The sequence below is a fragment of the Romboutsia timonensis genome (genome assembly GCF_900106845.1).
Classification (GTDB): domain Bacteria; phylum Bacillota; class Clostridia; order Peptostreptococcales; family Peptostreptococcaceae; genus Romboutsia; species Romboutsia timonensis.
The window spans coordinates 1625221-1639113 of the sequence record NZ_LT629850.1 but is presented as its reverse complement, the minus strand read 5'-3'; the positions used below and the strand labels follow the sequence as shown (position 1 = coordinate 1639113).

16 protein-coding genes are annotated in these 13893 nt (G+C 26.2%); 14 read left to right on the top strand and 2 right to left on the bottom strand.

Annotated features, from left to right (window positions below):
- Positions 1-144 precede the first annotated feature (144 nt).
- From BN7997_RS10435 to BN7997_RS10410, 6 genes are all read left to right on the top strand, one after another.
- The gene (locus BN7997_RS10435) at positions 145-465 is read left to right on the top strand and encodes a DUF2325 domain-containing protein (RefSeq protein WP_071120725.1); all 321 of its coding nucleotides are present in this window, start codon (positions 145-147) and stop codon (positions 463-465) included.
- A 201-nt stretch (positions 466-666) separates the two neighbouring features.
- On the top strand, positions 667-1626 hold the full coding sequence (locus BN7997_RS10430; RefSeq protein ID WP_071120724.1) for an ABC transporter permease: 960 nt from the start codon (positions 667-669) through the stop codon (positions 1624-1626).
- Positions 1610-2632 carry an iron chelate uptake ABC transporter family permease subunit gene (locus tag BN7997_RS10425; RefSeq protein ID WP_071120723.1) on the top strand — a complete coding sequence of 341 codons (1023 nt, stop codon included), beginning with the start codon at positions 1610-1612 and terminating at the stop codon, positions 2630-2632. The genes BN7997_RS10430 and BN7997_RS10425 overlap by 17 nt, the downstream gene beginning before the upstream one ends.
- Positions 2629-3384 carry an iron ABC transporter ATP-binding protein gene (locus BN7997_RS10420; RefSeq protein WP_071120722.1) on the top strand — a complete coding sequence of 252 codons (756 nt, stop codon included), beginning with the start codon at positions 2629-2631 and terminating at the stop codon, positions 3382-3384. The genes BN7997_RS10425 and BN7997_RS10420 overlap by 4 nt, the downstream gene beginning before the upstream one ends.
- 72 nt (positions 3385-3456) lie before the next feature.
- The gene (locus BN7997_RS10415; protein WP_071120721.1) at positions 3457-4401 is read left to right on the top strand and encodes a siderophore ABC transporter substrate-binding protein; all 945 of its coding nucleotides are present in this window, start codon (positions 3457-3459) and stop codon (positions 4399-4401) included.
- A 247-nt stretch (positions 4402-4648) separates the two neighbouring features.
- A complete protein-coding gene (locus BN7997_RS10410; RefSeq protein ID WP_071120720.1) occupies positions 4649-4981 on the top strand; it encodes a hypothetical protein in 333 nt (110 codons plus the stop codon).
- 47 nt (positions 4982-5028) lie between these two features.
- Here the strand turns inward: BN7997_RS10410 and BN7997_RS10405 are convergent, their stop codons facing one another.
- A complete protein-coding gene (locus BN7997_RS10405) occupies positions 5029-5463 on the bottom strand; it encodes a DUF2383 domain-containing protein (protein WP_071120719.1) in 435 nt (144 codons plus the stop codon).
- Positions 5464-5547: 84 nt separating this feature from the next.
- The gene (locus BN7997_RS10400) at positions 5548-6267 is read right to left on the bottom strand and encodes a helix-turn-helix domain-containing protein (RefSeq protein ID WP_195906816.1); all 720 of its coding nucleotides are present in this window, start codon (positions 6265-6267) and stop codon (positions 5548-5550) included.
- 233 nt (positions 6268-6500) lie between these two features.
- Here BN7997_RS10400 and BN7997_RS10395 point away from each other — a divergent pair, with 233 nt between their 5' ends.
- The 8 genes from BN7997_RS10395 to BN7997_RS10360 form a co-directional block, all read left to right on the top strand.
- Positions 6501-7109, top strand: coding sequence for an NEAT domain-containing protein (locus BN7997_RS10395; protein ID WP_071120717.1), 609 nt, complete (start codon positions 6501-6503; stop codon positions 7107-7109).
- A 3-nt stretch (positions 7110-7112) separates the two neighbouring features.
- On the top strand, positions 7113-7694 hold the full coding sequence (locus BN7997_RS10390) for a class D sortase (protein ID WP_071120716.1): 582 nt from the start codon (positions 7113-7115) through the stop codon (positions 7692-7694).
- A gap of 10 nt (positions 7695-7704) precedes the next feature.
- On the top strand, positions 7705-8586 hold the full coding sequence (gene isdE / locus BN7997_RS10385) for a heme ABC transporter substrate-binding protein IsdE (protein WP_071120715.1): 882 nt from the start codon (positions 7705-7707) through the stop codon (positions 8584-8586).
- Positions 8576-9577 (top strand): FecCD family ABC transporter permease, encoded by a 1002-nt coding sequence (locus BN7997_RS10380; RefSeq protein ID WP_071120714.1) that lies wholly within the window; start codon positions 8576-8578, stop codon positions 9575-9577. Before isdE ends, BN7997_RS10380 begins: the two co-directional genes overlap by 11 nt.
- Complete coding sequence (locus tag BN7997_RS10375; RefSeq protein ID WP_071120713.1) at positions 9577-10338, top strand: ABC transporter ATP-binding protein; 762 nt, start codon at positions 9577-9579, stop codon at positions 10336-10338. Before BN7997_RS10380 ends, BN7997_RS10375 begins: the two co-directional genes overlap by 1 nt.
- Before the next feature lie 12 nt (positions 10339-10350).
- The gene (locus BN7997_RS10370; protein ID WP_071120712.1) at positions 10351-10752 is read left to right on the top strand and encodes a YbaN family protein; all 402 of its coding nucleotides are present in this window, start codon (positions 10351-10353) and stop codon (positions 10750-10752) included.
- Entirely contained in the window at positions 10742-12514 is a 1773-nt protein-coding gene (locus BN7997_RS10365; protein WP_071120711.1) for an ABC transporter ATP-binding protein/permease, read from the top strand. Before BN7997_RS10370 ends, BN7997_RS10365 begins: the two co-directional genes overlap by 11 nt.
- The coding region (locus tag BN7997_RS10360; RefSeq protein ID WP_071120710.1) for an ABC transporter ATP-binding protein at positions 12507-13893 on the top strand (1387 nt) is incomplete at its 3' end. The genes BN7997_RS10365 and BN7997_RS10360, both read left to right, overlap by 8 nt.

The window sequence follows — 13893 nt, the reverse complement described above, 5'->3', positions numbered from 1 at the left end:
ATAATTGATATCAATGATAAAAAATAGTAATTGACAATTATTTTCAATAATATTATTATAACTAATATAATAATTATTTTCTAAATAAGTAAAAATTATACTAACAAAGATTTATTTATAAAGTTATAAAGGAGTAGAATAGAGATGAGTATAGTAGTAATCGGGGGAAACGAAAGAATGGAAAGTTGCTATAAATCAATAGCAAAATCTTTTGGATATAAAACTAAAATTTACACTAAAATGTCTAGAAAGATGAGTAAGTCAATAGGAAAACCAGATGCAATAATTATATTTACATCAACTGTTTCGCACAAAATGACTATGAAAGCTGAAGAAGAGGCTAGAAGACAAAATATACCTATACTTAGAAGTCATAGTAGTGGAAAAGTAGCATTTGAAAATTGTATAAAAGAAGTTAAGTATTGTATAGGTGATTGTAAATTATGTAAAATAAATCAAAAATAAAATTTATAATAATTGATTCAATTTAATTAGTATTAAAATATTTTATAAAAAATAAATATATTTTACAAAAAATAGAAAAATATGTTTACAATAAAGAAATCGTGGTATAAAATTAACATGAACTGAAAATGAATATCAATATATTATAATAAAGATTATCAATAATAAATAAAAAGCAATTATAAAAGGTGGGAGAAGAAAATGAAAAAAAGATATTTATCAATAATGTTAATTATATTATCTTTGGTTTCTTTACTTATAGGGGCTAAGAATATTACTATTTCAGATCTTATTAGCTTTAATAATGATAGCATAAATGTAATGTTAATAAGTAGATTGCCAAGACTTATAGCTATAATACTTGCAGGAATGGGAATGAGTATATGTGGGCTTATAATGCAACAGATTAGTAAAAATAAATTTGTATCTCCAACTACAGGAGCTACAATAGATTCAGCACAACTTGGAATAGTTGTAGCAATGATACTAATGCCAAATGCATCACCAATACAAAAAGCTTTAATATCATTTGCATTTGCATTGGCTGGAACATACATATTTATGAAATTTATAAGGACATTAAAATTTAAAGATGCAATTTTTATTCCATTAGTTGGGATAATGTGTGGAAATATAATAGGATCTATTACTAGTTTCTTAGGATATAGATTTGAACTTATGCAAAATATAGGTTCTTGGATGCAGGGGAAATTCTCAATGATACTTAGAGGAAATTATGAGCTAATTTATATAAGCATACCACTTATAATAATAGCAATTTTATATGCTAATAAGTTTACTGTAGCTGGTATGGGGGAAGATTTTGCTAAGAATTTAGGAATGGATTATGAAAAAGTTGTTAATTTAGGATTAGTTATAATAGCATTAGTAACAGTATCAGTTGTAATAACAGCTGGTAATATACCATATATAGGGCTTATCGTTCCTAATATAGTTTCTTTATATAAAGGAGATAATGTTGGAGAAAATATAGGTCATACTGCACTGTTTGGAGCATTGTTTGTTTTAGTATGTGATATATTAAGTAGAATAATTATATATCCATATGAGTTATCAGTTGGTCTTACAGTTGGAGTATTAGGAAGTGTAATATTCCTTGGTATGATATTTAGGAGGTCTGGATATGGAGCTAAATGCTAAATTAAATAGAGAAAAAGAAGAAAATAAAAATATAAATAAGAAAAATAATAAAGAAAGTGACGCTAAAAATAAAATTTTAATTTTAGGTATACTTATATTAATAGTAAGTGGTTTGTTTTTAAGTATAGGGTTAAATGCAAACAATATGGATTATGCTTTATCTCAACGTATACCAAAACTATTATCTATAATATTAACAGGAGTATGTATATCAATTTCAACTACAATATTCCAAACTATAACAGGAAACAAAATATTAACTCCTAATGTTATGGGACTTGATTCATTATATGTATTAATACAAACAGTAATAGTATTTGTCTTAGGGAGTTCAAGTGTATTTATAGTAAACAAAAAATATAATTTTATAATATGTGTAGGAGGTATGATATTATTATCTTCATTACTTTATAAAATGATGTTTAAAAAAGAAAATTCAAATATATTATTTCTATTACTAGTAGGTATGATAGGTGGTACATTATTTAGTAGTTTATCATCTTTCATGCAAATGGTTATAGATCCAAATGAATATTTAGTACTACAAAATAAACTATTTGCAAGTTTTAATAATGTTAATGTAGATATATTATTAATATCAATCATATTAATAATACTAGTAATTCCATTTGTATGTGATGATTTAAAATATTTAGATGTTATAAATTTAGGCAGAGACCAAGCTATAAACTTAGGTATAGATTATGACAAATTAGTTAGAAAACTATTTGTAACAGTATCAATATTCATATCAATATCAACAGCACTAGTAGGTCCAATCACATTTTTAGGATTATTAGTAGTAAATCTTTCAAGACAAATGATAACAACTTATAAACATAAGTACTTAATATCAATGTCTGTATTATTAAGTGTATTTATATTAGTAACTGGACAGTTATTAGCAGAAAGAATATTTAACTTTAGCACACCAGTAAGTGTAATTATAAACTTAATAGGTGGAATATACTTTATGTACTTATTATTAAAGGAGAGTAGAATATGATTGCAGTAAAAAATATATTAAAAAAATACGATAATAAAAAAGTAGTCAATGATGTATCTGTAAATATAGAAAAAGGAAAGATAACTTCTTTTATAGGACCGAATGGTGCTGGTAAAAGTACTCTTTTATCTATAATAACAAGACTTATGAAAAGAGACTTAGGAGAAGTTTATATAGAAGGAAAAGAAATTAGCCAGTGGGATAAAAAAGAGTTGTCAAAAAAGATAGCCATTCTTAAACAATCAAACAACTTAAATATGAGGCTTACTATAAGAGAATTAGTTAGCTTTGGAAGATTCCCATATTGTGAAGGAAGATTAACTGAAGAAGACGAAAAGTTTGTAGATGATGCTATAGAGTATATGAACTTAGTTGATATACAAAATAAATACTTAGATGAATTAAGTGGAGGACAAAGACAAAGAGCTTTTATAGCAATGGTAATAGCTCAAGGAACAGAATATATATTCTTAGATGAACCTCTTAATAACCTAGATATGAAAAATGCTTCATCTATGATGAAGGTACTTAGAAATCTTTGTGATGACCTAGGAAAAACTATAATACTTGTAATGCATGATATAAACTTTACAGCTTGTTACTCAGACTATATAGTAGCACTTAAAGATGGGAAAATAGCAAGACAAGGGACAGTAGATGAGATTATAAATGAAGATATATTAAGAGAAATATATGAAATGGATTTTAATGTTCAAGAAATTGATGGAAATAAAATAAGTATATATTATTAATGATAATGATTATCTTTTTACATCGATAAAGATAATTAATATAAAAAAATAAAAAACTTGGAGGGAGTTATTATGAATAAAAAAGCAGCAATTATTGCAGGGGTTGCAATAGTAGGATTATTAGGTGCATTTACATTAGGTGGTAAAGATAAAGCACAAGAAACAGAAGTGAAAGGAACTGAAATAGTTGCAGTTCAAGATGAAAATGGAACTATTGAAGTTACAAAAAATCCTGAAAGAGTAGTTACATTTGACTATGGAATATTAGATATATTAGATAATATGGGAGTTGATGTTGTTGGGCTTCCAAAGGGATCTTTACCACAATATTTATCAAAATATAAAGAAGATAAATATTCTGACTTAGGTGGATTAAAAGAGCCTGATTTTGAAGCAATTAATGAATTAAATCCAGATTTAATAATAATAAGTGGAAGACAAGCAGATATGTACGACAAATTTGCTGAAATAGCTACAACTGTATACTTATCAGTAGATGGAAGTGATTATTTAAATGATTTTAGCCGTAATTTAGATGTATTAGGTAAAATATTCGGTAAAGAAGACTTTGTGAAAGAAAACTTAGATAACTTAACAAAGCAAATGGATGAAGTTAAGGCTATGGCACAAGAAAAGAATGTTAATGCTTTAACTACTATGGTTAGTGAAGGAAACTTAAGTGTATTCTCTGATAAATCTAGATTTGGTTTAATATATAATCAATTAGGAATTACAAATAAAGATGAAACAATAGAAGAATCTAATCATGGTCAACAAGTTACTTTTGAATACTTAGCAGAACAAAACCCAGAGTACATATTCGTTGTAGATAAAGGAAGTGCTATTGGTGGAGAAGGTACAGCTAAAGCTTTATTTGATAATGATTTAATAAAATCAACAGATGCATATAAAAATGATAAAATAGTATACTTAGATTCAGCAGCGTGGTATGTAGTTGCAGGTGGATTAGATTCTACTCAAACTATGATAAATAACGTTAAAGATGCATTAAAATAGTTTAATATAAACTGGATAAGGTTAATTCCTTATCCAGTTTTTTTACGTGTAAGGAAGTTATATCATAAATATATTTGTACATAACCTATGAATATAAGTAATATCAATAATTTTATAAATATAAAAATAATGTTTTTGAGCAAAGCGAATTTTGTTTTTAAGAAAATATAATATATAGTTTATTTAAACAAATAATACAAATACTATTTATAAGAAAGTACTTTAGCTAGAAAGGAGAGACATAACTATGAATTGCTTTAAAAAAAGAGCTATGTTTATTACCGCTGGATTTTTAGGAATTGGAGGATATATATTATACCAAAATTTAAAAAGTAGAGTAGATGACCTAGAAGAAGAAATATGGGGAATGGAAGATTATGAACTTGAAGCTTGTCCATATTGTGATAGAGTTTACACTATGGAATATGAAACATATGATGGTTTTACTGATAATATAGAACAAGCTAAAGTAGAAGAGGTAAAGTCTGAAAATTGTAATAATGAATTACATGATGAAGTTCAAAACTACCTTGAACATGTTGAAGAAGAAAAGAATAAATATGATAAAGATAAAAAGTAAATAATTAAGAAATAATAAAGGAGTTGATATAATCAACTCCTTTATTATTATAAGAATTTTCTTAAATCTAGTGCAAAGTTTTCTTCTAATTTTATAACATCAGATGCTAACTCTTTAACTTCAGGTAAAGCTGTAGGATATTTATTTAAATACTTGGCAATAGATTTAATACCCATATTACAACCATCAGTCATTACATCAGCTATTTGTTCATCTTGATTACCTTGCATCATTTTGAAGTTTATTTTTACCCAACTCATTGCAGTAGCTATAGTACTTGGTTCTTTACCAGTATCATGAAATTTATTTAGATATTCATGTGTTTTATTTCCTAGCCTTTCATGTTCTTTTAAATATTTGTTTAAAATATCTATAAGTTGTTTATCTTCTGCATTATCCATAACTTCATTTATTCCTTGAACTCCCATTTTTATTCCTGAATTACATTCATTTAATAGTTTTATAGTATCATCATTAGGCATATTAAAATCTCCTTATATATTAATTTAATTATATATATTATTTCATTATTAATTAAATAATATAAGGATTTTCAGATAATAAAATTATAATTTAATTTCTTGCTTATACTCAAGAGGAGTTTTATTAGTTATTTTCTTGAAAACTGAAGAGTAATAATTTTGACTATTAAAACCAACACTAACAGCCACATCTAAAAGACTCATATTAGGATTTTTTAATAAATTTTTACTTTTTTCAACTCTAAATATATTTAAATAATTAGTGAATGTATATCCTGTTTCAGATTTGAAAATTTTACAAAAATAACTTTTATTTATATTCAGTTCATCACAAATCAAATCAATAGATATATGTGAATCAAAGTTTTTTATACAGTACTCAACAGCTTTTTTTACATAAGGGCTAAACTGAAGATTGATTCTACCCTTACTGAATTTGTCATCGCTTATTGTTATTAATAAATTATATACATAATTTATGCATGTATTAGGTAAGTAAGGTATATTGTTATATGTATTATCAACAGATTTAAATGGTCCAATAATAAAAAAACCTTTATTTTTATCAAATTTAGATATAGGAACTAGTAGAAAGTTTATATTATCTTCAAAATCAATTATAGAAAATGAAAAGTTTTCTTTATTACTTTTTATTTTTTCTATAAATAGAGAACTAGAAATGAAACCATCCAATTCGTCACTTACTCCTATTTTATAAATTAAATTATAGTTAGAATCAATAGCCTTTATTGGTAATTTAAGGCAATGAAAAAAATCTTCTAATATATTAGAAATAGTATTCAAAAAGTTTACCCCCATTTCAATTAATACAAATATATTTATAAAAAAACAAATATATTTAAGAAATAATAATGTATATTAAATAAAATATTGAATATAAATGAAAATCACTATCAATATATTATTAACATAAAAATAAAAAAAGTCAATATTATTAATAATAAATGTTAATTGACAATGATTATCAATGATGATAATATACAAATATAACTAAGATAATTAAGAGGGAGATAGATATGAAATATATAAAATCAATATTATCAGTAATGCTAGTTACAGTATTTATTATTACATCTGGAATAAATTCGAGTGCATTAGAATTAAGTGAAGTTGAAAGTGGAATTTATGAAGTACAAAATGATGTAAATCATGAAAGTGAAATAGGAATGAGTATGGCAAGAAGTTACTTAGATCCAACTATGAAATTAGAGATTAAAGGTGGTAAAGTATATTATACCATTAAATTTAGTGGTGCAAATTATATGAAAGACCACAAAATTTCAATAAATGGTGAAAATGTAAATCTTGATATAATCAATGAAGATAATGAAAACCATACAATAGAATTAGGTTTTGAAACAGATACAATAGAACCAGATATGAAAGCTAGTATGTATGTAGATGCTATGGGTAGAGATGTTGAGTTTGGAATAATAACTAAAACAGATACTTTGAATTTAATAGAAAAGATAGAAGAGCCTAAAGAAGAAGTGGTTGAGGAAGAAGTAGATTCAACAGTTGAAGCAGTAACTGATACAAATAATAATAACACTATCTTATATGTAGGTATAGGAGTAGTAGTTGTTTTAGTAGCAGCATTTTTTATAATGAAGGTTAAAAAATAATATATGAAATCTAAAATTTCTAAAATATTAATAACAGTGGGGCTATTAATTTGTGTAGGCTCACTATCTATAAAGGGCTATTCAAAGTATCTAGAAAATAAATCAACTAAAAGTTTTGAAGAAAAAATAGATAAAAATGCTAAAGAATCTAAAGAAGATGATTTTACAAATGTAAAAGCTGGAGATGAGATAGCAATTATAAATATACCATCTATAAAACTAAACACAGTAGTAGTTGAAAGTATTGAAAAGCAATACTTAAATCATTATGTTTGCCACTTTGAAAATACTGCTATGCCAGGAGAATATGGGAACTTTTCTTTAGCAGGTCATAGTAGTTACAGATATAATGAAGTATTTAATGAACTTCATAAAATTAATTTAGATGATGAAATAATAATAAAAACTTTAAACAATGAATTTACATATGTAGTAAAAGATATTTTTGAGGTTAATCCTGAGGATACCTTTGTATTAGACCAAGACAATGAAATAAAAGAACTGACAATAGTTACTTGTACTAATAAAGGTAAAGACAGATTAATAGTTAAAGCTGAAATAGTTGAAGATAAAAATAATAAATAGGAGAGACATTATGAAACTTAAAAAATATATAACTTCTATAGTTATGATGACATTATCACTAGCTTTAACTGTAGGATGTTCAAGCAGTGAAAATAATGATATACAAACTAGTGAAGTAAAACAAGGTGAAGAAGTTGTAGTTGCAACTTCAGTAGCGGTTACAGAAATATTAGATAAATTAGGTGTAAAAGTAAGTGGTGTTCCAACTACTTCTTATGAGTTACCAGAAAGTGTAAAGAATGCAACAGAAGTAGGAAGTCCAATGAATCCAGATATGGAAATAATAAAATCACTAAATCCAACAGTTGTAGTATCAGTAGATACTTTAGGTGAAGACTATAAAAAGACTTTTACACAAAATAATATACCAAGTGAGTTTGTAAATTTGACTAATGTAGATGGTTTAAAAGAAACAATAAAAACATTAGGTGAAAGATTTGATAAAAATGATAAAGCAAATGAAATATTAAAAGAATTAGAAGATAAAGAAGCATCTTTAGATAATAAAGAAAAAAATGATGAAAAAGTAATGATACTTTTTGGAGCTCCAGGATCAGTAATGATAGGAACAGATAAATCTTATACAGGTAATTTAGTTCAAATCTGTGGAGGGAATAACGTATTTAGTGAAGGAAACTCTTCATATATACAAGTTAATATGGAAGAAATAATAAAGGCAAATCCAGATAAGATACTTGTAACGATGCATGCTTTACCAGAAGAAACTAAAAAAACGGTAGCTGAGGAACTTGCAAAGGATTCTTGGAAAAGTATAAATGCAGTAAAAAATAATAAGGTAATTTATTTAGATAGTGAATATTTTGGAATGAGTGCAAATCTAAAGGTGATAGAAGCACTAGATTTGTTAGGAGATATATTATATGAGCAGTAAAGTACTTAACTTAGAAAATAATAAAAAAATAATATATATATTAGTATCTATAGTAGCCTTGGCTACTATAGTTCTTTATTCAATGAAAACAGGAAGTATAGAAATAAGCTTTAATGAATTAATAACAGGATTATTAAAAAATGATAATAATGGTAATATTGGAATAATTAAAGATGTAAGACTACCTAGAGTATTATGTGCAGTATTAATTGGTGCAAGTTTAGGTGTAGCAGGAACACTTTTACAAGCAGTTATGAAAAATCCACTAGCAGATCCAGGGATTACGGGAATATCATCTGGAGCTAGCTTAGTAGCTATAATAATTATGGTATTTTTCCCAGAATTAAATGAATTTAAGTCAGTGGTTTCATTTATAGGTGGAAGTGTTGCTGGTATAATGGTATATCTAATAGCGTATGATAAAGGATTTTCACCTATAAGAATCGTTTTAGCAGGGGTTGCTATAAATGCATTACTTACATCTATGGCATCCATAGTTACTATGTTTAATGGTGGAGTACAAAATAGTATAGATATGTGGTTAAGTGGAAGTCTAGCAACAGTAACTAAAAGTGATGTAAATATATTAGCAATATGTACTATATTAGGTATAAGCTTAGCGTTAATGACAGGTAAAACTTGTAATTTACTATCTTTAGGGGATAAAACTTCTAAAAGTTTAGGAGTAGATACTACAAAGCAAACTATAATTATATCAGCTATAGCAGTATTTTTAGCAAGTACATCAACTGGTGTAGGTGGAGTAATATCTTTTGTAGGTCTTATAGTACCTCATATAGCAAGATTTATAATAGGATCAAATCACAACTATCTAATACCATTTAGTGCTGCATTAGGAAGTATTTTACTAGTACTTGCAGATACGTTAGGTAGAACTATGTTTAAACCTTATGAAATACCAGTTGGTCTTGTAATGTCAGTTATAGGTGCTCCATTCTTTATATATCTGCTTAAAAGGAGAAAAAGATAATGTTAAAAGGAAAAAATATAGATTTTTCATATAGCAAAGATAAGACTTTTATAAAAAATTTAAATATAGATATACCAAAAGGAAAAGTAACTACAATACTTGGCCCAAATGGAAGTGGTAAGTCAACATTACTTAGTATTCTATCTTGTTTTAATAAGCCACAAAAAGGTGATATATATTTAGATGATATAAAATTAAATAAATTAAAGTATAAAGAAATAGCAAAACATATAGCTTGTGTACATCAGCATAATAGTGCACCAGAGGATATAGATGTAGAAACTTTAGTAAGTTATGGTAGAAGTCCTTATAAAAAAAATTCAAAGGAAGATAAAAGATTAATTGATTTTGCAATAAAGGCTACAAATCTATCTGAAATAAGACATAAAAAGGTAATGGATTTATCAGGAGGTCAAAGGCAAAGAGCTTTTATAGCTATGTCTTTAGCACAAAATACGGAAGTTTTACTACTTGATGAACCAACAACTTATTTAGATATATACCATCAAATAGAAATACTAGAAGCTGTTAAAAAGCTTAATGAAGAGCATAACATAACTATAGTTATGGTACTTCATGATATAAATCAAGCTATAAAATATAGTCATAATATAGTAATTATGAAAAATGGAGCAATTGTAAATGAAGGAAGTCCATCTAAAATAATAAATGAAAATATTATAAAAGATGTTTATCAGGTAGAAGGATTTATAGGAAAAGATGAGGATGAAATTTATTTTATTCCACGAAAAGTTTGCTAGGAGGAGAGTAGAATGAGTAAATTAAAAAAGGCAATGTACTTATTAGTTGGATTAATAGCCTTTGTACTAGGTTTTATAGGAATATTTTTACCACTGCTACCAACAACACCATTATTTTTATTAACATCATTTTGTTTATTAAAAAGTAGTGAAAAATTAAATGAAAAGTTTATGCAAACTAAGATGTACGAAAAATATGTAAAATCATTTGTAGAAAAAGGTGGAATGACTTTAAAAGCAAAACTTTGCTTAACAGTTCCAGTATCACTATTACTACTGTTTATGTTTATAACTATAGAAAATACAATGATGAGAATGATAATCATAATAATGTGGTTAGCAAAAGTAATAGTATTTACAAGGATGAAGACAATAAAAGTTGAGACAAATAGGGAGGCATATGATGGTCAATAAAAGATTATTATCACTTTGTGATGAGTCAAAAAAATGGATAGGTATGACAGTTTTAATGAACTGGATATCTATAATATGTAATATTGCAATAGTAGTTTATATAGGTAATGTAATAGATAAACTATATAATAATGATTTTAATATAAATATTTTAGGTTCAGCAGTATTTATAGTAGCAATGTTAGGAATTAGATTTGTATGTAATTTCTTATCAACAAAGTTTTCTTCTAAATCTTCAACAGAAGTTAGAAAGGGCTTAAGATCAAAAATATACCAAAAGTTATTAGATTTAGGTGTTAACTATAAAGATACAATATCAACATCATCAACTGTACAAATATCAGTAGATGGAGTAGAAGCCTTAGAAATATATTTTGGTAGATATTTACCTCAATTATTTTATAGTTTATTAGCACCACTTACACTATTTGTAGTGGTAGCACCAATAAGCTTTAAAGCTGCTATAGTACTATTAATATGTGTACCTTTAATACCATTATCAATAGTAGCTGTAATGAAATTTGCTAAAAAGTTATTAGGAAAGTACTGGGGTATATATACTAATCTAGGAGATTCTTTCTTAGAAAACTTACATGGACTTACAACATTAAAAATATATGACTTAGATGAAGAAAAAAATGAAGAAATGAACAAAGAAGCTGAAAACTTCAGAAATATAACTATGAAAGTATTATCAATGCAATTAAACTCTATAAATATTATGGATCTTATTGCTTTTGGAGGGTCAGCTCTAGGTATAATAATAGCTATAAATCAATATAGTCAAGGAAATATAACTATAGGTCAAGTACTTATAATAATATTACTTTCATCAGAATTCTTTATACCACTTAGACTATTAGGATCATATTTCCACGTAGCTATGAATGGTATGGCTGCAAGTGATAAAATATTTAATTTATTAGATGCAGAAATAGAAAAGATCGAAAACTTAACTAAAGAAGAAATGAATTTATTAAAAGATATAAATATAGAAATAAAAAATGTAGACTTTAGTTATGACAAAGAAAGAAAAGTACTTAAAAATGTAAATGTAACTATACCAAAAGGAAAAATGATTGCCTTAGTTGGGGAAAGTGGATGTGGTAAGAGTACTATAACTAACTTACTATTAAAACAAGAAAAAGTAGATAGTGGTGAAATAACACTAAATGGAATAAATTTAAATTATATACCATTTGAAGTATTAACTAAAAAGGTTGGATTTATAAACCATAGTGCATACATATTTAATGGAACAATAGAAGACAACTTAAGAATGGGTAAATTTGATGCAAATGAAAGAGAAATAAATGAAGCACTTAAAAAAGCTAATTTATATGATTTTGTACAAAGCTTACCAGAAAAATTACAAACAAATGTTGGAGAAGGTGGATCATTATTATCAGGTGGTCAAAAGCAAAGATTAGCTTTAGCTAGAACTATAATAACAAATCCTGAAATATATATATTCGATGAAGCAACTTCAAATATAGATGTTGAAAGTGAAGAAAAAATATGGAAAGCTATATATGAAATAGCAAAAAATAAAACTGTTATAGTAATATCTCATAGATTAGCCAATGTTAAAAATGCAGATAACATCTATGTATTAGATAAAGGTAATATAGTAGAAAGTGGAAGTCATAAAGACCTTATGATGTATAACGGAAAATATGCACAGTTAGTAAATCATCAAAATAACTTAGAAAGTATATACAATGAGAACTTAACACAAAAGGAGGTGGCTATAAGTGAATAATAGACAATCAGGTATGAAAATTATGGCAAGGCTTATAAAAATACTTAAGCCACTAGCACCAGTTATGATGATAACAATAAGCTTTGGAGTACTAGGATTTTTAGCTGCAATAGCAATAACAACTTTTGGAGGCGTTGCTATTGCTACAAAGCTTGGAATAGATATGTCAGTAACATTTAAAACAAGTATAACTGTAATAATAGTATGTGCAGTACTTAGAGGATTACTTAGATATATAGAACAATATTCAGGTCATTATATAGCCTTTAAGATACTTGCAATACTTAGAGATAAGGTATATAAAGCACTTAGAAAATTAGCACCATCAAAGCTAGAATCTAAGGAAAAAGGAAATTTAATTTCAGTAATAACAAGTGATATAGAATTATTAGAAGTATTTTATGCTCATACAGTAGCTCCAATAGCTATAGCAATAATTACTTCTATAATAATAGCGTTAGTTTTAGGAAGTATTAATATATACTTTGGATTAATATCAGCAGGATTCTATATAATAGTAGGTTATGTAATACCAGTTTTCTCTTCTAAATATGGAAATAAGGCTGGAGTAGAATATAGAGAAGAATTTGCTAAAACAAATAGTTTCTTATTAGAATCATTAAAAGGTATAAAAGAAGTATTATTATTTAATCAAGGTGAAAAAAGATTAGCTAAAATAAATGAAAATAGTGATAGACTAAATGCTAAATTAGATGATATCAAAAAACATGAAGGTATAATAAGAGCTTGTACAGATGTAACTATAATGATAGCTATATTAACTTTCTTATTTGTTGGTATACACTTAATGCAAAATAATGTATTAAATTTAGGAGAGTTAATAGTAGCAATAGTACTATTATCTAGTTCATTTGGTCCAGTTGTAGCTTTAAGTAACTTATCAAATAACTTAATACATACTTTTGCTTGTGCTCAAAGATTATTTGATATATTAGATGAAGTACCAGCAGTTGATGAAGTAGAAGGTGAAATAACTCTTAAAACTTCAGAAATGTCTATAGAAAATATGGACTTTAACTACGGTGATAGAAATGAAAAATTATTAAATAATATAAACCTAGATATAAGAAAAGGTGAAAAAATAGCTATACTTGGAGAAAGTGGATGCGGTAAGAGTACATTACTTAAGCTTATGATGAGATTCTGGGATGTAAACAATGGATCAATAAACATAGATAATAAGAATATAAAAAATGTGCCAACTAAGACTTTAAGAAAAACTCAAACTTTGGTTACACAAGAGACATTCTTATTTAATGATAGTATAGAAAATAATATAAAAATAGGTAAAATAGATGCTACTGAAGAAGAAGTAATAGAGGCTTGTAAAAAAGCATCAATACATGATTTTATAACTA